Consider the following 22,378-nt stretch of genomic DNA (forward strand, 5'->3'; position numbering starts at 1 on the left):
CTCCGCCGACAGTTAGCGACGCCGCATGCCCCGCTCCAAGGCCTTCTCCTCCGTTCGCGCCCGCTTCGCGGCGACAGTAGTCACTGTGGTGGCTCTCGTGGCTCTCGGCGGGGTGACCCCGGCCGTTGCAGCAGACGTGAACGTCACTGTCACCGTGACCGACGCCGCCCAGGGCGGCATCTACCCCAACAGGCCGATCGTGCTCGAGGCGAGCAATGGCACGACATACTCCTTCACAACCAACAGCTCCGCGCAGTTCTTCACGGGCACAGTTGGGCCGATCCCCGAGGGAAGCTACCGGCTCGTGCCGGGCGGCCAGTACGTTCCGACCCCGTACTTCACGTTCGTCGCGGGGCAGACCACGGCATCCATAGCCATCACCAAGCCGAAGATCGCCGGCTCGATTCCTTCGGCAGCCGGAAGCGGTCACACCACCGTTCGCGTGGAGATCCAGGGCTCGTTCCCGAGCGGAACCACCTACTTTGCCGAGGTCTCGAACTTCGTCGTCACCAACGCGGATGGAAGCTTCGCGCACCTTCTTCAGACCGGCACCGGCACCTACCGGCTCAAGTTCGAGCCAGACGCCAGCGCCCCGTATTTCGACACGTACAGCGACCCGATCACCGTGGACGGCACGATCGACACCGTGAGCGTCGGCGCGGTGGCCCTCACTCCCGCCGGCTTCATCAGCGGAACCGTCACCACTACTCCGGGCGGCTCGGCAGTCAGCGGCGCAACCGTGAGCGCGTATTCCGGCGCCACCCTCGTCACGAGCGCGACCACCGCTTCCGACGGCAGCTACCTGCTCAAGCTCGCCGCGACGAACGCCAGTCTCACCATCACTGCCGCGTCGTCGGGGTTCACCGCCGGGTCGTACGCGGGCAACCCCGTTGCCCTCACCGCGGGCAACAGCTACACGGCAACGTCGATCGACCTGGCTCTCGAGCGCCTTCCCATCAACCTCACCGGCACCACGGTCGGCGGTGGCGGTGACCCCTATGCGGTCGACACCTTCCTCTACAAGAAGGACGGCACGGGCAAGTTCGCCCAGACGCCATACGGAACCGCGCCGAACAGCACGTCGTTCTCCTTCACCGACCTTCCCGACGGCGACTACCGCATCGCGTTCCGCAGCCGCGACACCGAGCGCACCCTGATCTGGAACAGCCTCACCGACAACGGTTCACCGCAGTACGCCCCGACGAGCGAGGGGCTGTGCTACTACGCGTTCACGATGAGCGCCGGAAGCGGGTCGCGCGTGCTCGGCAGCGTCTCCCTCGCTGAGGAGCAGCGCTACCCCGCCAGCTGCGACACGCCCGCCTACGCGGATGGGTCTGACGCCAGTGTCACCGGCTCGGTGCTCAACTACGACGACATGACCTATATCGTGTTCGCGAAGCTCTACAAGGCAGGGCCGTCGGGCGGCACCGTCGTCGACACCTCGCAGCTGGAGGCGGACGGCAGCTTCACTCTGTCGGGAGTGCGCGAGGCCGGCAGCTACTACATCAAGATCGTTCCCTACGAGGACGAGGCGTACCTGCCGACACTCCTCGGAGCGGGCGGAGAGACCGCATGGGCGCGTGATCTGCAGGCGGAGGTCGACTTCTCCGCCGACCACGCCTTCGCGGTCGACCCCGCGACATCGACGGGACTCACCGGACACGATGTGACGCTCACCGCCGGCGCTCTTCTCGACGGCTACATCCAGTCGGAGAGCGGCGGATGGATCAATGCGGGCCTCGTCATCACCGACGTGACCGACTCATCCAACAGCCTCTACGTTCCCCTCAACTACTACGGCGGATTCTCGGTTGTGCTCCCGGTCGGGGGCAGCTACACCCTTCTGGCTACGAGCGTCGATGGCGACTACACGGAGGAGTACTGGGAGGGTGCAACCAGCTCCGCTGATGCCGAGACGGTCGGCCCCCTGACCGCTGGTGCTTTCGGCACGTATCCGTTCACCCTGTCTCCAACCCCGCCCGCGTTGTTCGGCTTCGTCTCCGACGTTGCTCAGATAACGCCGCTCACCGTTCACCTGTTCCACAAGGACGCCTACGGGTTGTGGCAGGCCGTCGGCACCCAGGAGTCCTCCTTCGAGCAGGTGCACTTCACCGACCTGGACGAGGGCGACTACCGCATGCGCTTCGAGCGCAACGGCGTGTGGTTCAGTGCAGAGAGCTACCGAATCGGCACACTGCCCGATGGCAACACGCCCCTGACCACCGTGCCGTCCTGCTTCGTCGACATCGAGAACGTCGGTGCCGGGTTCCCCTCCTTCATCGAGGCCACCATCGACTCCGACATGCCGTCGCTGGCCTGTGCTGCAGAGCCCGCTACTCGTGGCGATGTCACAGGGCACGTGATCTCCTCGGTCGCAACGGGCAGCGTCGACGTGGGCGGCGCCGCCGTCTACCTGCAGAACAACAACACCTTCGAGTTCGTGGAGACCGTGACCGACGCCAACGGCGAGTTCACCTTTGCCGACGTGAGGAACGGCGACTACACGCTCGCGGCGTACTCCACCGGCCCCCACGTCAACGGCACCCACGATTACTACTTCGCTGCTGGCTACACCATCACCGGCGGCCTTGAGCTCGGCGACGTGGTCGCGCTGCGGCTCGGCAACGTCACCGGCACCATCGGCAACTGGGATGACGCAACGATGAGCGGCGCCACCGCGACGGTCTACTCGTACTGCACCTGCGACTCGTCGTGGCACGAGGCCAGCGCCGACGTCGGGATCGACTCCGACGGCCACTTCGAGCTGCCGGCCATCGGCGAGGACGGCCAGTACAGCGTTTTCATCGACTTCGAGCACAGCTACGTCGACACCTTCATCGGCGGCGGGTCAGGCACCCCGACAGCGCCGTTCACCGGTGTTGCAGAGATGGACTACAGCTATCCGCCGATCACCCTCGACCTCGTCGAGATGGTCACCATCACCGGCACTGCGTTCTACGGCACCTTCCCGCTCGAGGGCGCCGAGATCTATGCAGAGACAGCCGACGACTACTTCTACGCCGAGGTCGACGAAGACGGCAACTACGAGCTGGAGGTGCCGCCGAACGCCGACTATCTCCTCAGCGCCTACTACGAGCCGCTCATGGTGCAGTACTACGACGGGGTGAACTACGAGCTCGACGACCAGGGACCCTGGACGGGCACCACGGTTCCGGTAGGAACGAGCGCGATTGCAGGCATCAACTTCTCGCTGATCGCCTCGCAGACCGACCACTTCCAGGTCTACACCCAGGCTGACGAGGGATTCGGTCCATACTCACTCTTCGATGTCGACGTGCACCTGTACAAGTACGTCGTCGACGGGTGGGTGGAGGTCGACAGCTACGCCTCGGCGCCGTACGCCGACCTCTACTCGTCTGACGGAGGCGACTACCGCCTGCGCTTCTCCAAGGACGGCGAGTGGCTGCGAGTCGACCAGACGAGCTGGGAGAACGACCTCCCGCCGTTCGACTCGACCGATGGCACGGTCGGCGTCGACGCCTGCTACATCGACTTCGACGACGTCGACCACGGCAGCGAGTTCTGGGTCGAGGCCACCCTCGACGCCGACGGAGCCAACTCCGGCTGTGGGCCGGAGGTGCTCGCCGAGCACCGTGAGGTCGTCGGTGCCACGGTGCGCACAGACGGCTTCGCCAACTCGGCGGTGGCTGGCCAGACGGTGACGCTGACCAACACCACGACCGGATACGTCTTCACGCGAACGACGGATGCCGCGGGAACGTTCTCGTTCACCGGTGTCTCCGACGGTGTCTACACGCTCGACGTGCCGAGCATGGTCGGCACGGACGGATATGCCTACGTCGCCACCGGCCAGGTCGTCACCGTGAGCGCCGATGTGGCGCTCGACCCGATCGAGCTCACCCGCATCGGCACCGTTGAACTCGACATCGAGAACTGGGACCCCGCCATGGCCGGAGCAGTGGCGCAGCTGCTGTTCGAGGACCCGGTGAGCGTCTGGACGCCGATCGCCAGCGACACTGTCGACGGCAGCGGCGAGTTCATGCTCCCCGGCGTGACAGAGACGGGCAACTACCGCGTCTGGGTGGACTACCCGAGCGGGTTCGTCGATGGCTACGCCTCTGACTACTACGACCCGACAGCCACTCTGGAGGCCGCCCTGGTCGCAGAGAACGACGAACAGCTCAGCACCCTCGCGTTCACGACGGTCAGCGGCTCCGTGCGCCTCGGTGCCGACCCCGTCGGCTCGGCTGCGGTCTCCATCGAGGCCTGGTCGGGAGGCTGGGTGTTCCCGGCAACCACCGGCGTTGACGGCAGCTTCAGCATCGCCGTGCCAGCCGGCGGCACCTACACCGTCGAGTCGACGAAGGCCGGACTCGTGCGTGGCCTCATCACGACGGTGCCCGTGGCGAACTCGCCAGAGAGCGGCCTGCTCCTCGACATGCACTACGCGACCTTCCTCAGTGCAGTGTTCGACGGACCGCTCACGACGCTCCCGAGTGCCACCGTGCACCTGTACCGCCAGGTCTCTGGCGGGTGGCAGGAGGTCGCGACCGATTCCGGCGCGATGACCTACCTTGCGACGAATGTCGGCGGGTCCTACCGCATCCGTGTCTCGGATGGCGCCGACTGGATGGCCATCGGCTCCTACGAATGGAGCAACGATGCCTACCCGGCAGAGAACTCCGGAGGCACAACGAGCCCGGTGCCGAACGTGTGCGTTCTCGACTTCACGCCCGCTTCTGCCGGCGCGGAGTACGAGGTGAACATCGAGGTGAACGCTGCGTCTGCCGTGAGCTGCGGCGCAGAGCCAGCGGTCTACGTGCCGCCGGTCACGCCTGCGAAGCCCGCGTTCGTTCCGCGCCCCGGCGCGGCAGATTCTGACACGACAGGCGCCGCGACCGAGGTCGAGGAGGGCACCCCCTCCGAGGACACGACAGACGCGGAGGAGGGCAATGAGCCACCCTCGACCGGCGACGGCGACGACACCGCGGGCGGCTCTGACACCGGCACCGATGACAGCGCACCCTCGACGTTCGAACTGCCGTGGGCCATCTGGCTTGTGATCCTGCTCGTGCTGCTGTTGCTCATCGGCGGCGGCGTGCTCTTGGCGCGCAGGCGCGCCTAGCTCGGGAGGCCGTCGCGCAGCTCGGCAACGAGAGAGGCGACGACGGCCTTCAGGCTGCCGCCGTTGGCGGCTGCCACGGCGAGCTGGCGCTGGTAGCCGGCTCCGGCATCCATGATCGAATGGATGTCGGCGAGCTCGCTCGCGCAGCCAAGGCGCTCGGCGATCGGCCGCAGTCGCTCGAGCAGCGCGCGCAGCTCATCGGTCACGAGTGCCTCGTTGCCCGCCGCGTCGGTGATGATGATGGCGTCGAGCCCGTAGCGGGCGGCACGCCACTTGTTCTCGCGAACGAACCACGGCTGCATCGTCGGGATGTCGTGGCCGTCGTCGAGCTGCGTCGACATCTCCTCGACGAGGCACTGCGCCAATGCCGACAGCGCCCCGACCTCGGTGAAGTTCGACAGCCCGTCGCAGAAGCGGATCTCGACCGTTCCCCACTTCGGCGACGGCCGAACGTCCCACCGCAGCTCGGAGTGATCGTCGATCACGCCGATGTGGGTGAGGTCGGAGACGACCTCCTCGTAGTTGGCCCACGCCCCGAGCTGCGGAGGGAGGCCAGCGGTCGGCAGCTGCTGGAAGAGCATGGCGCGGTTCGAGGCGTAGCCCGTCGCCTCGCCGACCCAGAACGGGCTCGATGCCGAGAGCGCCTGGAAGTGCGGGTAGTACGCGAGCAGGCCGTTGACGATCGGCAGCACCTTCTCGCGCGACTCGACCCCGACGTGCATGTGCACGCCCCAGATCATCATCTGCCGCCCCCACCACTGCGTGCGGTCGATGAGGGTCGCATAGCGCTCGTTGTCTGGCGTGACGTGCTGCTGGAACCACTGGCTGAACGGATGCGTGCCTGAGCACATGAGGTCGACCCCCATCGGGTCTGCGACCTCCCGCACCCGCGCGACCATCGCGCGCAGGTCGGCCACGGCATCGCCGACCCGGTCGTGGGGGCCGCTGACCACCTCGACGGTGTTGGTGAGCAGCTCTGCCGTCACCTGGGGAAAGCCGTCGTCGTGGTTCGGATTGAGCGCCTCGAGGATGCGGGGACCAGCCGGTGTCAGCTCCCCACTCGTGTGGTCGACGCAGGCGAGCTCCCACTCCAGGCCGATATTCGAGCGACGCGAGGTGCCGAAGGGGATCTCCATGACCCAATCCTGCGTGCTGTGCACCAGAAGCTGCCAGAGGTTGCGGTCGTGTCACCCGTCGGGCCTAGCGTTGCCATATGACTCCCACCCGCCCGACACCGCTCGTCTACGTCGCGATCGGCGTCACGATCCTCGCCTGGGCGAGTGCATTCATCGTCATCCGCGGCACGGGGGAGCACTTCTCCGGTGGTGCGCTGGCCCTCGGCAGGCTCGCCGTCGGCACCGTGCTGCTCGGGCTTGTCGTGCTCATCGGCGTTGTGCGGCCCGGCCGGTGGGTTGCACCGAACCGCCGGGAGTGGCTGCAGCTCATCGGGTTCGGCGTGCTGTGGTTCGGGGCATACAACGTCGCCCTCAACATCGCAGAGCAGACCATCGACGCCGGAACCACGGCGATGATCGTCAACATCGGGCCGCTGCTCATCGCCCTCGGCGCCGGTGTGTTCCTTCGGGAGGGCATTCCGCGCTGGCTCGCGATCGGTGCTGGCGTCGCATTCCTCGGTGTCGTGCTCATCGGGCTCGGCACGGGTGCATCCGGTTTCGGCGACGGCACCGGCGTGCTCTGGGCGCTGCTCGCGGCGCTCACCTACGCCGCCGGCGTTCTGTTGCAGAAGCCGACCCTTCGGCGCATCCCCAACGGCCAGGTGACCTTCATCGGGGCCGCCGTCGGGCTCGTGGCGTGCCTTCCCTTTGCCGGCGATCTCGCGCGCGACCTGCAGGCCGCCCCGCCGCAGGCCATCGCCGGCGTCGTCTACCTCGGCGCCATCCCGACCGCCCTCGCCTTCAGCACCTGGGCCTTCGCACTGTCGAGGATGCCGGCCGGTCAGCTCGGCGTCAGCACCTACATCGTTCCGCCCATCGCGGTGCTGCTTGGCTTCCTCGTCTTCGCCGAGGTGCCGGCCGCTCTTGCCATCGCGGGGGGAGTGCTGTGCCTCGCCGGGGTCGCCCTCTCGCGAATCCGGCCGCGCGTCACCGCTGCCTCTAAAAGTCTGGCAGAATAGCGAGTTGAATCCATCGACGCCCGACCCTCTAATCGGCCCGATAGGAATCCATCAGAGCTTTCACTCCGGGTGTGCACCCCACGTCCTCGGAGTAGTTGTTCGCCACCAGTGCATTAATCAGGAGTAATTGTGGCTGTAAAGATTCGTTTGAAGCGCCTCGGCAAGATCCGTGCGCCCTACTACCGCATCGTCGTTGCCGACTCGCGCACCAAGCGCGATGGTCGTGTCATCGAGGAGATCGGCAAGTACCACCCCACCGAGGAGCCCTCGTTCATCGAGGTCAAGTCCGACCGTGCGCAGTACTGGCTCGGCGTTGGCGCTCAGCCGTCGCCGCAGGTCGAGGCCATCCTCAAGCTCACGGGCGACTGGGGCATCTTCAAGGGTGACAAGAACGCCAAGAGCACGGTTCGCGTGAAGGCCGACAAGCCGGTCTTCCAGGCCGACGAGAAGAAGAAGCCCGTTCTCAAGCCGAAGGCTGAGAAGGTCGTTCCCGTCGAGGAGGCCGCACCGGTCGCCGAGGAGGCCGCCGTTGACGCTCCCGCCGAGTCGGTCGTCGAGACGCCGGCCGAGGCACCTGTCGAGGCCGCTGCTGAGGCTCCCGCCGAGACTGCTGCCGAGGCTCCCGCCGAGGACGCACCTGCCGCCGACGCAGAAGCAGACAAGGCCTAACCCATGCTCGCTCCCGCACTAGAACACCTCGTCAAGGGGATCGTCGATCACCCGGATGAGGTTCAGGTCGCGGCGAAGAGCTCATCGCGTGGCGAGGTCCTCGAGGTGCGCGGGCACCCCGAGGACCTCGGTCGCGTGATCGGCCGCGCCGGCCGCACCGCGAAGGCGCTGCGCACCCTGGTCTCGGCTCTTGCCGACGGCCGCAAGGTGCGCGTCGACGTCGTCGACACCGACTACTAACGGTGGCATCGACAGCACGCCCTGATCGCTCGCAGCTGCGAGTCGGCCGCCTCACGAAGGCCCACGGCCTCAAGGGCGCCATCAAGATCGAGATGTACACCGACGATCCAGCACGGCGGTTCACCCCGGGAGCGATTTTCACCCTGCAGGTGCCGACGAGCTCACCGTGGCACGGCAAGAACCTCGAGCTCATCGAGCTCAAGTGGTACAACTCGCACCCCGTTGCCTTCTTCAAGGACGTTCCCGACCGCTCGGTCGCCGAGACCCTCATCAAGGCGATCCTCTGGATCGACCACGACGACGACGAGGACTCCGGCGAGGAGGACGCCTGGTTCGACCACCAGCTGGTCGGACTCACGGTCATCCGCGACGGCGTGGAGGTCGGCACGGTGTCGCAGATCGACCACTTCCCGGCGCAGGATCTGCTGACGGTCGCCACGGCATCCGGCGATGTTCTCGTTCCTTTCGTCAAGGCCATCGTCACCGCCGTCGATGTGACGGCCGGAACCCTGACGGTCGACCCTCCCCTCGGCTTGTTCGAGGAGATCGCCGACGAGGAGCCAGAGGCTGCGGCTCCGGCCTCAACCGACACTGAGGCTCCCAGCACCGACTAGCGCCACAAAACTCAGGCCCAGCCCGCATCCATCGTTCATATCTGGATGGATGCCGCACCAGCCTGAATTTCGTGCATCAGCGCCGCTGCCCTCGCCGCCATTCGTGCTCTCGGCGTCGAACGAGCGACAGGATGACCCGCTCAACCGACTCCCAGTCCTCCATGATGCGCTTATAGCTCACCCGGAGCACGAGGTAGCCCTGCTCGATCGCGTGCAGATCACGGGTGCGATCCTTCTCGTAGTTGTCGCCGAGGTGATGCGCTCTGCTGTCTAACTCGAGGATGAGACGGTCGCCGATCAGGCAGTCGACGGTTCCAACACGCGGAATCTCCACCTGCGTTCTCACCCTGATCTGGTGCTTTTGCAGCCCGCAGCGGGCGAGCGTCTCGAGTCCGGACTGAGACTTGGCATCAGCATGTCGGAGAAACCAGTCGTGATTACCAGGAACCCGGGTGGCGATGTCGTTCAGCGCACCGAGAGTCAGGAGCTTCTTGTTGAGCGCAGAATCGATCGTCACCATCGCGCTCGTGCGAGGAACGCACCGGATGAGGTGAGCGATTGCCGCGTCAAGGACATCGACGCCAGCGGTGCGGGGAGGTGCCCAGTCGTAGTGATTCCAATGCAGCGCTACCGTCGGCTCAGCGAGATCGAGCCGTCGATGCCTATCGAGCGGCGAGCGAAGACGCGCAGCGTTGCCAGCGACAGCGACGTGCAGTCGGTCGTCTGGCATGGTCCACAGCCCGAGTGATCGAAGAAGCGATACGCACGTCAGCCGGCCGCCAACCCGTGCGGCCGCGATCACATCGGGCTCGGCATGAGGGAGGCAGAACCACCCGTTCCGAATTCGGTAGATCTCGCCGCGGCGCAGGGACGCCTCGCGCGAGGCATCCGAGACGCCGTCCTTGCGCAACTCTGAGAGGCTGGCCACACCTCCGTGTCGCGCAAGCGATGTTGTTGGGAGCATGTCGGGATGCTGCGCTCGATGGTGCGGGCTGAGTGCCGCATCCACGGTTCCGGTGGAATCCCGGTGCGCACCTCGACTGGGAGCGAGTGGGCTCGACAGCAAATTCAGGCGTACGCGGCATCCGGGCCGCATATGACGATGGATGCGGCTGAAGCCTGAATTTCTCGCGGCAGGTGAGGGAGAGAGCCTGACGCCCCTACCGCCGACTAGCAGCCTCGCGCTCGAGCAGCGCAACCAGCCGCGCGAGGTCGCCCGCGAGGGCTTCCCCGATGCCGGCGAACTCGGATGCATAGTGCTGTGCCCGATCACCCTCGAGGGTTGCGACGAGCTCGAGCGCGCTGCCCGTGCCGCGGGCAACCGCCTCGTGGGTGACCTGCATGCGCGCACCGTCGAGGATCGTGGTGTCGGCGTAGAGCCGCCCCGCGACGACTCCGCTGACCTCGAACGGGCGCGGATCCTCCCCGCCGACCTTGAGCATGCCCCTCGCCCCGAGGGCGAAGGGCTCGTCGAGTCGAAGGTAGTCCATGCCGGGAGCCCACTCTGGGTGGGTGTCGAGGTCGCACCACCGCTCGAAGAAGCGCTGGGGGGCAACGGAGGAGGTGGCGGCGACGCGGGCGATCTCGATCATGCGCCTGACACTACGGCCAGCCGCCGACCTCACCCCGCGCCTCGGCACCGGTGAGGTCTTTGTTACTCCGCTGTCGTGCGAATCGACGGGAGGGGAAACAAAGGATCCCTACCGTGGTCACATCGCACCAGTCCATCACAGGGGAGTATCGATGTCTGCAACGCTCACCGCACCACCAGAAGTGACACCCTCGTCCACCCTCACTCACCGCCCCAAGGGCTGGATCGACGGATGGGACCCGGAGAACCCGCAGCAGTGGGCCTCGGAGGGCAAGGCCATCGCCACCCGCAACCTGCGCTGGTCGATCTTCGCCGAGTTCCTCGGCTTCGTCGTCTGGCAGCTCTGGAGCATCGTCGTCGTGCAGCTGCCCGCCGCCGGCTTCACCTTCGACATCAGCCAGACCTTCTGGCTCATCTCGATGCCGGCCCTCGTCGGCGCGACCCTCCGCCTTCCCTACACCTTCCTCGTGCCGAAGTTCGGCGGCCGCAACTGGACCATGATCTCGGCGGCTCTGCTGCTGATCCCGGCTATCTCGCTCGGCTTCGCCGTCGGCAACCCAGAGACCCCGTTCGGCGTCATGCTCTTCGTCGCAGCCCTCGCCGGCTTCGGTGGCGGCAACTTCGCGAGCTCGATGTCGAACATCAACTTCTTCTTCCCGCAGAAGGAGAAGGGATACGCGCTCGGTCTCAACGCCGCCGGCGGCAATCTCGGTGTGTCGGTCGCGCAGATCCTGGTTCCCATCGTCATCACGGTCGGCGCGATCGGGTCGACGGTCAACCTGTCGCTCGCCGGGTGGTTCTGGATCCCGCTCATCCTCGTCGCCATCTGGGGCGCCCGCCGCTTCATGAACAACCTCTCGAACGCCAAGGCAGACTTCGCAGCCTCCGCTGCTGCCCTTCGGGAGCCGCACACCTGGATCATGGCGGTGCTCTACATCGGCACCTTCGGTTCCTTCATCGGCTTCGCCGGCGTCTTCCCCAAGGTGATCGCGACGCAGTTCCCCGAGTTCTCTGCCATCCACGTCGGAGCCGCTGCGATCTCGCTCGCGTTCCTCGGCGCGCTGTGCGGCTCGGTCGCCCGCCCGTTCGGCGGCAAGCTCGCCGACCGCTTCGGCGGCGCGAAGGTCACCGTCGCCGCGTTCAGCGTCATGGCCATCGGCGCCATGGCCGTCATCTACACGCTGCCCCTCGGCAACTTCTGGATTTTCCTCGGCATCTTCATGGTGATCTTCGGTGCGACGGGCATCGGCAACGGCTCGACCTACCGCATGATCCCGAGCATCTTCGCGGCACGAGCCGGCGTGCACGACGCGCACAACAACTCGGGCGACGTCAGCGTGCAGCGCAAGACGAGTGCCGCCATCGGCATCATCTCCGCGATCGGCGCGTACGGCGGCTTCATCATCCCGCAGCTGCTCGGCGCGAGCCTCGCCCAGACCGGCAGCTACGCCAACGCCATCTGGGGCTTCGTCGCCGCCTACGTGCTGTTCATCGCCATCACCGCGGTCTTCTACCTCCGCCGTGGCGCCGGAACGACAGGACAGCGGATCTAGTGACACTCACCGCCAGCACGGCAGCGGTCGACACCCACTGCCCGTACTGCGCACTCCAGTGCGCGATGGCCCTTCGCCCCTCCGGGGACGCGGGGCCATCGGCCGTGCCAGCCATCCCGCTCACGGTGATCGGGCGAGAATTTCCAACGAACCGCGGCGGCATGTGCAAGAAGGGGTGGACGTCGGCGGAGCTTCTCGCCGCATCCGACCGCATCACAGAGCCCATGCTCCGCCAGCCCGACGGAACCTTCGTGCCGACGAGCTGGGCCCACGCGCTCGACCTCATCGCCTCGACGGTGAAAGACAGCCGGCAGCGCTTCGGCGCCGACTCCGTCGGGGTCTTCGGCGGCGGCGGCCTCACCAACGAGAAGGCCTACCAGCTCGGCAAGTTCGCCAGGCTCGCGCTCGGCACGAGCCGCATCGACTACAACGGGCGGTTCTGCATGTCGTCCGCGGCGGCCGCGGGCAACCGCGCCTTCGGGGTCGACCGGGGTCTGCCCTTCCCGGTGACCGACCTCGACGACGCCGACACCATCCTGCTGCTCGGCTCGAACGTCGCGGCGACCATGCCGCCGTTCATCGGGCACCTCGAGAACACCCGGGCTGCGGGCGGCCTCATCGTGGTCGACCCGCGCCGCTCGCAGACCGCGAAGCTCACCGCCGACGGCGGGGGAGTGCACGTGCAGCCAGCGCCCGGCACCGACCTCGCGCTGCTGCTCGGGCTCACCCACATCGTGATCGCCGAGGGGCTCGTCGACACGGAGTATGTCGCGCACCGCACAACCGGCTTCGAGCAGCTGCGCCGCAGCGTGAGCTCGTGGTGGCCGGAGGCCGTTCAGGCGGCGACCGGGGTGCCGGTGACGCAGCTGCGTGCGCTGGCACGGCGCCTGGCCAACGGCAGGGGCAGTTTCATCCTCACCGGGCGTGGCGTCGAGCAGCACGTCGACGGCACCGACACCGCGACGGCCGCGATCAACCTGGCGCTCATCCTCGGCCTGGTCGGCCGACCCGGCTCTGGCTACGGAACGCTCACCGGGCAGGGCAACGGCCAGGGCGGCCGCGAGCATGGACAGAAGGCCGACCAGCTCCCTGGCTACCGCAAGATCACGGATGCCGCGGCGCGCGAGCACGTCGCCGCCGTCTGGGGCGTCGACCCGGCCGTCATCCCCGGCGCCGGGGTGCCGGCCATCGAGCTGCTCGACGAGCTCGGCGTGCCAGGCAAGGTGCGCTGCCTTCTCGTGCACGGCTCGAACGTCGTCGTGAGCGCGCCCGATGTCACCCGCGTAAGGAAGGGGCTGGAGGCACTGGACCTGCTCGTCGTCTGCGACTTCTTCTTCAGCGAGACCGCCGCCCTCGCCGACGTCGTGCTGCCGGTGACGCAGTGGGCAGAGGAGGAGGGCACGATGACCTCCCTCGAGGGCCGCGTCATCCGCCGCCGCCAGGCCATCGACGCCCCGCCCGGTGTGCGCAGCGAGCTCTGGATCCTGCACGAGCTCGCGAAGCGCCTCGACGCCCCCGGCACCTACTCCGTCGTTCCGTCGGAGGTGTTCGACGAGCTCGCTCGCGCGTCCGAGGGCGGTATCGCCGACTACTCCGGACTCAGCCACGAGCTGCTCGACACCGAGGTGGCCGCCTACTGGCCGTACCCGGTCGGCTCGACCGGCACGCCGCGGCTCTTCGGCGAGAGCTTCGCACACCCCGACGGACTCGCGCGACTGGTGCCGGTGACCACCCGCCCGAAGCCAGCACCCTCCGACTCGCTCACGCTCGTCACCGGGCGGTTGCTCGAGCACTACCAGTCGGGCACGCAGACACGGCGCGTGCCAGAGCTCATGGGCGCGAAGCCGCGCGCGACGGTGCAGATCCACCCCGACACGGCATCCGCGCTCGGTATCGTGCACGGCCATGCCGTGACCGTCTCGAACGAGCGGGCCACCGTGCACTGCCTCGCTGAACTCACCGACGACGTGCGGCACGACACCGTCTTCCTTCCGTTCCACTACGCCGACTCCGAGTGCGCCAACCTGCTCACCGAGAGCGTGACCGACCCGATCTCCGGTATGCCGGAGTTCAAGAAGACCAGCGTGCGCGTCGCGCCGGTTCACGAGAGGGAGCCATGACCCACCCCACCCGCATCGTGCTCATCGGCTACGGCCCCGTCGGCGCCCGCTTCGTCGAGGAGCTGCTGCCCGCCGTGCGCAGTGGCGCCGTGTCGCTCACCGTGCTCGGTGCAGAGCACGACAGCGCGTACAACCGCGTGCTGCTCGCCGAGTACGCCGTCGGCCGCACCGACCGGGAGCGGCTCGAGATCGCCGACGACTCCGCCTTCATCGATGCCGGGGTCGAGCTTCGACTCGGCGAGACGGCGTCGACGATCAATCGCAGCCGCCAGACGGTCTCCCTCCATGGAACCGACGAGACCGTGCCATACGACCGGCTCGTGCTCGCCACGGGTGCCCGCGCCAACATCCCGACGCTCGTCGGCATGGAGTCCTCGCGCCTCGGCATCGCTCCGAACGGGCTCGACCAGGTGGCCGCGGGGCTGCCGCGTGGCGTCGAGGTGCTTCGCGATCTTCGCGACGGCGACGTCATTAGGGCTGCCGTCGAGTCGGGGCGGCGCATCGTCGTGCTCGGCGCGGGTGTTCTCGGCATGGAGCTCGCCCTTGCCGCCCAGGAGCAGGGCGCCCGCGTGGTCGTGGTGCACCACGGCGACGGGCCGATGGCACGCAACCTCGACACGAACGGTGGACGGATGCTGGCGCAGGCCGCCCGCGCCGCCGGCGTCGAGGTGGTCGGGCACTCCCGCGCGGAGAGCGTGCTGCTTCGCACCGGAGACGACGGCCACCTCACCTTCGACGCCCTGGTGTGTGCCGACGGCAAGCAGATCGAGGGCGACCTGCTCGTGCTCTCGTGCGGCGTCGGAGCCAGGTCGGAGCTCGCCGCCCGCGCCGGGCTCGCGGTCGGTCGCGGAATCCTGGTCGACGACGAGCTGCGCAGCTGGACCGACCCAGACATCTTCGCGATCGGCGACTGCGCGCACGTGGCCGCACCCGACGAGTCGATCGAGGCGCACCATGTAGCCGGCGCGCCCTCCGGCCTCATCGGCCCCGGCTGGCGGCAGGCCGACTGGCTCGCCGCTGCGCTCGCCGCTGAGGCGACGGGCTCGCGCCGAGCCGACCTGCTGCAGCCGGAGCGGCGCAGCACGGTCATGCTCAAGTCGGAGTTCGTGCACGTGGTCTCGGCCGGCAAGGTCGACGCCGATGCGTGGGACGAGCACCTCGAGGTCAGCCAGTGGATCGACCGCACCCGCGGCGGCTACGCGAAGATCGTGGCGCGCGACGGCGTGCTCGAGGGCTTCGTGAGCGTCGGGATGCCGCGGCTGGGCGCGGAGCTGACGCTGCTGTTCGAGCGTGGCAGCGTCATCCCGGCCGACCCCGCCGTGCTGCTGCGCCTCGACGCGGTCGGTGCGGCGGCGGAGTCGAGTGCGGCGCCCTCACCCGACGACACCGTGTGCTGGTGCAACGGGGTGCAGGCGAAGACGATCAGCGCGTGCGCATCGCGTGGGGTCTCGACCGTCGAGGGCGTCGGCGCGCAGACGCGCGCGGGAACGGGCTGCGGTGGCTGTAAGGGGCGCATCGCGCAGCTCATTGCTGCGGCGCCGTCCGCGGCACCCGTCGAGGTCTAGCGGTCGCTGCCTACCAGGGCAGCGGCAGCGTCTCTACGAGCTCCCCGGCGGCGCTGCCTCCGGGGGGAACGACGGCGACGAGGTCGGCGCTCGCGAGTCCGCGCAGCATCCCGGAGTCCTGCCACCGAGTCGGAGTCGCGCCACGCTCACCCCAGGTGCACGGGACAAGGCGCGTGGATGCCGACGCGTTGTCCACGTCGACAGCGAGGGCGATGCGCGCCACCGGCCCCGCCTCTCGCCGCAGCATGCCGTCGAGCACTGGCACCCCGATGCTCGCGAACGCCAGCATGGCCGCGAGCGGATTGCCGGGAAGGGCGAGCACCAGCCGCCCGCTCTCGAGGCGGGCGAGGATGACCGGGTGGCCTGGCCGCATCGCGACCCCGTCGATGATGATCGTGGCTCCGAGAGCGTCGAGGGCGGAGCGCACGAAGTCGGCTGGTCCCTGAGCGGTTCCGCCCGTGGTCAGGGTGAGGGCAGCCGTCGATGCCGTGAGCGCCTCAACGGTCGCGTCGAGGGTGTCGCGGCCGAACGCGACAGAACCGGCGGCGCCCCCTGCGGAGGCGACGGCGGTGGGGAGGGAGGGGAGGAAGGCGTCGCGCACGCGCCCGTCGGCGGGCAGTCCCGCGGTGCGCAGCTCGTCGCCGAGCAGCACGAGGTCGACCCTCGGCGCGGGGAGCACGCTGACCTCGTCGTAGCCGGCGACGGCGGCCAGAGCGAGCCGTGGGGCAGAGAGCACGGTGCCCGCCGCCAGCAGCGGCTCGCCGTGGCGGGCCTCCTCTCCTCGGTGGCGGATGTCGCGCCCTGGCGCGGGAGGAAAAGCCGGGTCGCAGAGCTCGAGGCGCATGCCCCCCGCCGACCAGCGGGTGTCGCCCTGCTCGCGCCGCACGATCGTGGACGTGCCGGGAGGCACCGGAGCCCCCGTGGCGATCGCCCGCGCGGTGCCGGGTACGAGAGGGGCAAGTGCGGCCCCGGCACCGGCGCGGATCGGCTCGCCGAGCTCCCACGGCCCGTCACCGCACACGGCCCAGCCGTCCATCGCCGACGACGAGTAGTGGGGGAGGTCGGTGAGTGCGAACAGGTCGTGGGCGAGCGTTCGACCGCCAGCGGTGCTCACCGGCACGATGTCGGGGCAGGAGTCGGCGAGGGCCGCGCCATGCTCTCGGGCGATCGTGCGCGCGTCGTGCCAGTCCACCAGGGGCAGGGCGTGCCGACGGGTGGGGCTGAGCGTGGTGGTCACAGCGTCTCCAGGGTGGTGTTGGCCGTCGCGATGGCGGCAGCGACATCCTGCGGTGAACCTCCCGCCCTGCCGGCGGCGAGGCCGACGAGGAAGGTGGTCAGGGGTGCGCTCGGTCGCGCGACGCCGTGGGCGGCATCGCGCGCGAGGTCGAGGAGGGCGGTGATGTCGACCTCGCCCGGCGGAAGGCCGAGGGAGACAGCGAGGGTCGTGATGTACTCCTCGATCGAGATCGGCTCAGACTCCAACGAGCACCTCCGTCAGCTGGATTCCGTGGGCGGCGGCTGCCTCCGGAGTGTCGATGTCGGCGCAGAGCCGCGACGGCACGGGCACCTCGATGAGCTGGATCGGGGCGATGAGGCGCATCATGCCGAGGTTCTCGAGCGATCCGCGGCACTCCGCGCCAGCGAGAGCGAGGGCGGCGGTGCTGTAGATGGCGAGGAGCGGCTGGCGGCGGCCGTCGTCATCCACGGCAATGACCCCGCCGGCGAACGGCGCGGCCTCGAGGGCGCAGAGCAGGAGCGGCATGGCGACCTCGACGTAGGGGAGGTCGGCGGCGATGACCGCGGTGAACGGCGCGCGCGGCCGGGCGAGAGCGTCGAGGCCGGCGATGGTGGCGGCAGCGGGACCAGCGTGGCGCGGAGACTCGACGACCTCGGTGCCGACAACGACCGTCGTGACGGCGCCTCTGGCTGCGGCGAGTGCTCGCTCGAGCAGCGTCGCGCCCTCGAATACGAGCGCGGTCTTGTCGATACCGCCCAGCCGCGAGGCGCGACCGCCGGCGAGAACGATGGCATTCCACTCAGTCATAGCCTCAGGCTAGGTGAGCGCCGTTTCCCCTCCATTGCCCCGATGTAAACGCTCGTGACCCGCGCCTCACACGTGTGCGGGCGGCCGGAGAGGTCTAGACGTCGAGACGGTAGCCGCGCTTGACCACGGTTGCCACGAGGCCGGGCACGGCAAGCGACTGGCGGAGGCGGCTGATGGCGACCTCCATGGCGTGGTCGTCCTGGATTCCGGGCAGCGCACTGGCGAGCTCCGCCCGCGAGAGCACCGCGCCGGGAGTCGCCATGAGCTGGCGGAGGAGGGTGATGGATGTCGGCGGCAGCGAGATGCGCTTGCCGGCGACCACGGCGAGCTGGCCCCGCAGCGCGAGCTCGCCGTGTCGCGTCTCGACGCGGGTGACGCGGTTCGTCTCGAGGTACTCGCACAGCAGGCGGATGAGCGCCCCCATGCGAAACCGCTCTGGCTGGATGGGCGCGACGCCGCGGGCCAGCAACGGCGCGGCCGTCACCGGGCCGACGGCCGCAGCGAGCACGTCGCTGCGGAGGGCGTCGATGAGGGCGTCGAGAACGCCGATGCTCTCCGCCGCCCCGAGCAGGGCATCCACGGCTGGCGCGCTCGTGAAGGTGACGGCGTCGAGCTGCCGCGCGCAGATCGCGTCGATGAGGCGCTGCACCTTGTCGTCGTTGCTGCCGAGCCGCGTCCAACGGTAGGGGGCGACGGTGAGCACGGTGTGCTTCTCGCGCAGGCGGGCCAGCTGTGGCTCGTCGGTCTTGCCGTGCGGCTGCACGGCGATGGTCTGGCCGGGCTCGCACTCCTCCAGCGCCTTGGAGACGAGGGACTCTGTCGTCTCGACCTCGCTCATGCCGGAGTCGTTGAGGCCGGCGGCGCGGATGCCGCCGCGTGCCTTCGGTCCGCGAACCAGGATGCGGGCGTGCTCGAGCGATTCGGTCAGGTCGTCGCCGATGCCTGCCGCATCCGCCACCTCGAACCAGCGGCGGATTCCGTATGCCGTCGTCGCCAGCAGCACGTCGGGGCGGTGCTCGATGATCGCCTTGGTGTCGTCGATGATCGGGTTGTCGAGGTGGGCGTGCGCGATGCGCAGTGTCGGGCCGTGCATGACGGTCGCCCCGCGTCGCTCAAGCGCGTCGATGAGGTCCTCCGACCGCCGGTCGGAGGTGACGCCGATGCGAAAGCCGACGAGCTGCTCAGAGCCGAATCCCGGAACCCGTGCCTCGTCGGTCTCGCTCATGAGGCCAGCGCCGTCGCGCGTCGAAAGAGTGCGGCGGCGTCGAGGTCGCCGGAGTAGGCGAGGCGAACGACCTCGCCGATGACGAGCACGGCGGGGTTGCCGACGCGCGCGTTCGCGGCATCCGTGACGGCGGAGCCGACGGTCGAGATGGTGGTCTTCTGGTCGGCGCTGAAGCCGCGCTCGATCATCGCGACGGGCACGTCGGCACCGAGGCCGAAGCGGGCGAGGCCCTGCACGATGGGCACGAGGTTGGCGACCCCCATGAGCACGACAATCGTGCCCCCGAGGCCGGCGAGGTGCTCCAGCTCGCTCTCCGACGGCACGGCGTGGCCGGAGACAACGGTGAAGAGGTGGCTGACGCCACGGTGGGTGAGTGGGATGCCCGCTGCCGCCGGCACCGCAATGGCGCTGGAGACACCGGGAATGACGGTCACCGGCACGCCGGCGGACTGGCACGCGATGACCTCCTCGCTGCCACGGCCGAACACATACGGGTCGCCGCCCTTGAGGCGAACGACCTTCGAGCCGGAGAGCGCGTGCTCGACGAGCAGCTGCTCGATGCCCTGCTGGGTGATGGCGTGGTGGCCCGGCTGCTTGCCGACGTTGATGAGGAGGGCCTTGGGGGCGAGCGAGACCAGGTGGTCGTGCGGAGCGAGGCGGTCGTACAGCACGACATCCGCCTCGGCGAGGGCACGGGCTCCGCCGACAGTGATGAGGTCGTCGGCGCCAGGTCCGCCGCCGACGAGGGTCACACTGCCCGTTGTCACGTGGAAGCCCCTCTCATCGGAATCGTTGGACCGGATACCAGTACCGTAGCCGGGTTCGCGAGTTCCGCTGCCGTGGGAGGACGCAATTGGCCACGTTCCTCGACGCGGGGCAGGCCGACATCCGGCGAGTCCGGCGCGTTGACGAAACTGCGGAACCGGCGAAGGCGCTCTGGGTCTTTCAGGGTCGCCGCCCACTCGTCCTCGTAGTTGTCGACATGCTTCGCCATCGCGGCCTCGAGGTCGTCGGCGAGCCCGAGCGAGTCCTCGACGACGACCTCGCGCACGTGGTCGATGCCGCCGGGCAGCTCCTCCATCCAGCGCGCGGTGCGCTGCAGGCGGTCGGCGGTGCGGATGTAGTACATCATGTAGCGGTCGATGTACTTGATGAGGGTCTCGTCGTCGAGGTCGCCAGCGAGCAGCTGCGCGTGTGCAGGCTGGAACCCGCCGTTGCCGCCGACGTACATGTTCCAGCCCTGGTCGGTGGCGATCACGCCGACGTCCTTGCCGCGGGCCTCTGCGCACTCGCGCGCGCATCCCGAGACCCCGAACTTGAACTTGTGCGGTGCGCGCAGGCCGCGGTACCGCAGCTCGAGGCGGATCGCCATGGCCACCGAGTCCTGCACGCCGAAGCGGCACCACGTGGAGCCGACGCAGCTCTTCACGTTGCGCAGCGCCTTGCCGTAGGCCTGCCCAGACTCGAATCCTGCCTCGACGAGCTCTCGCCAGATCGCGGGCAGCTGGTCGAGCCGCGCGCCGAACATGTCGATGCGCTGACCGCCGGTGATCTTCGTGTAGAGGCCGTAGTCGGTGGCGACCTTCGCGATGACCGCGAGCTTGGCCGGCGTGATCTCGCCGCCGGGGATGCGCGGCACCACGGAGTAGCTGCCGTCCTTCTGCATATTGGCAAGGGCACGGTCGTTGGTGTCCTGCAGGGTGCCGCGGCCGGCATCGAGCACGTAGTCGCTGCTGAACTGGCTCGCGAGCACCGACGCGACTGCCGGCTTGCAGATGTCGCAGCCGCGCCCCGTGCCGACCCGCTCGATGATCTCATCGAAGGAGTGCAGCTCGAGCACGCGAACCGTCTCGAACAGCTCCTGGCGGCTGAGCGGAATGTGCTCGCACATCGCCCGCGACACCTCGATGCCGGCGGCCGTTAGCTCGCTCTCGAGCAGCTTCTTGACGAGAGGAACACACGACCCGCACTGGATGCCGGCCCGCGAGCAGGTCTTCAGACTCGCCAGATCGGTGCACGCCTCGCCGTGCTCGCCGCGCACGTACTCCCGCACAGACCCGGCATCGACGTTGTTGCACGCGCACACGAGGGCGTCGTCGGGCAGGTCGCCGCCGCCGGGCAGCTCCCCGCCCGCGACAGAGAGGTAGGCGCCGGGCTCCGCGGTCAGCTCGCGGCCGAGCATGGGGCGAAGCGCGGCGTAGGGCTCCGCGTCGCCGACGAAGATGCCGCCGAGGAGGGTGCGGGCGTCGTCCGACATGACGAGCTTCTGGTAGAGCCCGCGGGCCGGGTCGGCGTAGACGACCTCGAGCGCGCCCTCTGCCTCGGCGCGCGCATCGCCGAAGCTCGCGACCTCGACGCCGCTGAGCTTGAGCTTGGTCGCGTCGTCGACGCTCGTGAACTCCGCTGCTCCGCCGAAGAGGCGGTCGGCCACGACCTCTGCCATGGCGTTGGCTGGGGCGACGAGGCCGGTGCAGCGTCCCTCGAAGTTGGCGACCTCGCCGATCGCCCAGACGTGGTCGACCGAGGTGCGGCAGTCGGTGCCGATGACGATGCCGCCGCGCTCCGCCGTCTCGATGCCGGCGGCGCGGGCGAGCTCGTCGCGCGCGGTGATGCCGATGGAGAAGACGACGATGTCGGCATCCACCCGCGTGGCATTGGTGAAGGTGACCCCGGTGACAACGCCGTCGGTCGACTCGATGCGCCGGGGGCGGGTGCCGAGGTGCAGGGCGATGCCCTGTGCTCCGATGAGGCGACCGAGGGCGCGGCCTGCGCCCTCGTCGAGCTGGGCCGACATGAGCCACGAGCCGGAGTGCACGATCGCCGACTCCGCGCCGAGCTTGTGCACGCCGCCAGCGGCCTCGAGGCCGAGAAGACCGCCACCGGCGACGATGACCTTCGCCGGGCGGCCGAGGGTGTTCGAGAGGGTGGCGACGTCGTAGGCGAGGTTGTCGACGTCGTCGATCGTGCGGTACACGGCACTGAGCTCTGCGCCCGGGATTTCGGGAACCGTCGCGCTCGAACCGGTGGCGAACACGAGCTCGTCGTACTCGTGCACCCCGACGGGTGTCGTCACGGTCTTGGCGGCCGTGTCGACGGCCGTTGCCCGAGCGTTGACGTGCAGCACCGTGTGGTCGTCGTGCCACAGAGGCTCGAGGGTGAGGTCGTGGTCGGTGCCGAGCCGCTTGCTGAGGGCCACCCGGTCGTAGGGGGCGTGGCGCTCCTCCATGATGACGGTCACGTGCATGCGCTCGCCGGCGTCGCGCGAACGGATCGCGTCGACGAGGCGGTGCGCCGCTGGCCCGCCGCCGATTACGACGACACGGGTTGGGGTGGTCGAGTCTGTTGTCATAGCTGTCCCTTTGGCTCGTGTCCGCAGCCTATGCAGGCGCGGTTTCCCTGCCATTGCCCCGGTGTATCCCGGGGATCACGAACCCCGCACAGTCGTGGGCACAGCGTGTGAGGGAGGTTTCACGGCGGCGAAACACGGGGAGACCGCGAAGAAACATGGGCTGCCTA

General features: G+C 68.7%; 17 protein-coding genes. 8 read left to right on the top strand and 9 right to left on the bottom strand.

Annotated elements, in window-relative coordinates:
- Positions 1–25 precede the first annotated feature (25 nt).
- A complete protein-coding gene (locus AC14A7_RS12600) occupies positions 26–5,107 on the top strand; it encodes a hypothetical protein (RefSeq protein ID WP_484009564.1) in 5,082 nt (1,693 codons plus the stop codon).
- Here AC14A7_RS12600 and AC14A7_RS12605 read toward each other — a convergent pair.
- Positions 5,104–6,243, bottom strand: coding sequence for a glutamate--cysteine ligase (locus tag AC14A7_RS12605; RefSeq protein ID WP_484009566.1), 1,140 nt, complete (start codon positions 6,241–6,243; stop codon positions 5,104–5,106). The two genes, AC14A7_RS12600 and AC14A7_RS12605, sit on opposite strands and share 4 nt — an antisense overlap.
- Positions 6,244–6,320: 77 nt before the next feature.
- On the opposite strand from AC14A7_RS12605, the gene AC14A7_RS12610 reads away from it, so the two are divergent.
- From AC14A7_RS12610 to rimM, 4 genes are all read left to right on the top strand, one after another.
- Positions 6,321–7,241, top strand: coding sequence for a DMT family transporter (locus AC14A7_RS12610; RefSeq protein ID WP_484009568.1), 921 nt, complete (start codon positions 6,321–6,323; stop codon positions 7,239–7,241).
- 129 nt (positions 7,242–7,370) lie between these two features.
- Positions 7,371–7,910 carry a 30S ribosomal protein S16 gene (rpsP, locus tag AC14A7_RS12615; protein WP_484009570.1) on the top strand — a complete coding sequence of 180 codons (540 nt, stop codon included), beginning with the start codon at positions 7,371–7,373 and terminating at the stop codon, positions 7,908–7,910.
- 3 nt (positions 7,911–7,913) lie between these two features.
- A complete protein-coding gene (locus AC14A7_RS12620; RefSeq protein ID WP_484009572.1) occupies positions 7,914–8,150 on the top strand; it encodes an RNA-binding protein in 237 nt (78 codons plus the stop codon).
- 2 nt (positions 8,151–8,152) lie between these two features.
- A complete protein-coding gene (gene rimM / locus AC14A7_RS12625; protein ID WP_484009574.1) occupies positions 8,153–8,764 on the top strand; it encodes a ribosome maturation factor RimM in 612 nt (203 codons plus the stop codon).
- Positions 8,765–8,840: 76 nt separating this feature from the next.
- Here the strand turns inward: rimM and AC14A7_RS12630 are convergent, their stop codons facing one another.
- Together AC14A7_RS12630 and AC14A7_RS12635 are read right to left on the bottom strand one after the other, a co-directional pair.
- Positions 8,841–9,728, bottom strand: a complete 888-nt coding sequence (locus tag AC14A7_RS12630) for an endonuclease domain-containing protein (RefSeq protein ID WP_484009576.1) — start codon at positions 9,726–9,728, stop codon at positions 8,841–8,843.
- 196 nt (positions 9,729–9,924) lie between these two features.
- Positions 9,925–10,356: a hypothetical protein gene (locus tag AC14A7_RS12635; protein ID WP_484009578.1), complete on the bottom strand. Its 432-nt coding sequence runs from the start codon at positions 10,354–10,356 to the stop codon at positions 9,925–9,927.
- Positions 10,357–10,507: 151 nt separating this feature from the next.
- Here AC14A7_RS12635 and AC14A7_RS12640 point away from each other — a divergent pair, with 151 nt between their 5' ends.
- The 3 genes from AC14A7_RS12640 (at position 10,508) to AC14A7_RS12650 (ending at position 15,593) form a co-directional block, all read left to right on the top strand.
- On the top strand, positions 10,508–11,908 hold the full coding sequence (locus AC14A7_RS12640) for an MFS transporter (RefSeq protein WP_484009580.1): 1,401 nt from the start codon (positions 10,508–10,510) through the stop codon (positions 11,906–11,908).
- 65 nt (positions 11,909–11,973) lie between these two features.
- Entirely contained in the window at positions 11,974–14,028 is a 2,055-nt protein-coding gene (locus AC14A7_RS12645) for a molybdopterin oxidoreductase family protein (RefSeq protein ID WP_484009615.1), read from the top strand.
- On the top strand, positions 14,025–15,593 hold the full coding sequence (locus AC14A7_RS12650) for an FAD-dependent oxidoreductase (protein ID WP_484009582.1): 1,569 nt from the start codon (positions 14,025–14,027) through the stop codon (positions 15,591–15,593). Before AC14A7_RS12645 ends, AC14A7_RS12650 begins: the two co-directional genes overlap by 4 nt.
- Positions 15,594–15,603: 10 nt before the next feature.
- Here the strand turns inward: AC14A7_RS12650 and AC14A7_RS12655 are convergent, their stop codons facing one another.
- The 6 genes from AC14A7_RS12655 to nirB form a co-directional block, all read right to left on the bottom strand.
- Positions 15,604–16,830 carry a molybdopterin molybdotransferase MoeA gene (locus AC14A7_RS12655; RefSeq protein WP_484009584.1) on the bottom strand — a complete coding sequence of 409 codons (1,227 nt, stop codon included), beginning with the start codon at positions 16,828–16,830 and terminating at the stop codon, positions 15,604–15,606.
- Positions 16,827–17,075, bottom strand: a complete 249-nt coding sequence (locus AC14A7_RS12660) for a DUF6457 domain-containing protein (protein ID WP_484009586.1) — start codon at positions 17,073–17,075, stop codon at positions 16,827–16,829. The genes AC14A7_RS12655 and AC14A7_RS12660 overlap by 4 nt, the downstream gene beginning before the upstream one ends.
- Complete coding sequence (gene mobA, locus AC14A7_RS12665) at positions 17,065–17,637, bottom strand: molybdenum cofactor guanylyltransferase (RefSeq protein ID WP_484009588.1); 573 nt, start codon at positions 17,635–17,637, stop codon at positions 17,065–17,067. The genes AC14A7_RS12660 and mobA overlap by 11 nt, the downstream gene beginning before the upstream one ends.
- Positions 17,638–17,731: 94 nt before the next feature.
- Positions 17,732–18,862 (bottom strand): uroporphyrinogen-III synthase, encoded by a 1,131-nt coding sequence (locus AC14A7_RS12670; protein WP_484009589.1) that lies wholly within the window; start codon positions 18,860–18,862, stop codon positions 17,732–17,734.
- Positions 18,859–19,665 carry a uroporphyrinogen-III C-methyltransferase gene (gene cobA / locus AC14A7_RS12675; protein ID WP_484009617.1) on the bottom strand — a complete coding sequence of 269 codons (807 nt, stop codon included), beginning with the start codon at positions 19,663–19,665 and terminating at the stop codon, positions 18,859–18,861. The genes AC14A7_RS12670 and cobA overlap by 4 nt, the downstream gene beginning before the upstream one ends.
- Complete coding sequence (gene nirB / locus AC14A7_RS12680; protein WP_484009591.1) at positions 19,626–22,211, bottom strand: nitrite reductase large subunit NirB; 2,586 nt, start codon at positions 22,209–22,211, stop codon at positions 19,626–19,628. Before nirB ends, cobA begins: the two co-directional genes overlap by 40 nt.
- Positions 22,212–22,378 lie beyond the last annotated feature (167 nt).

This window comes from Conyzicola sp. (assembly GCF_057073975.1).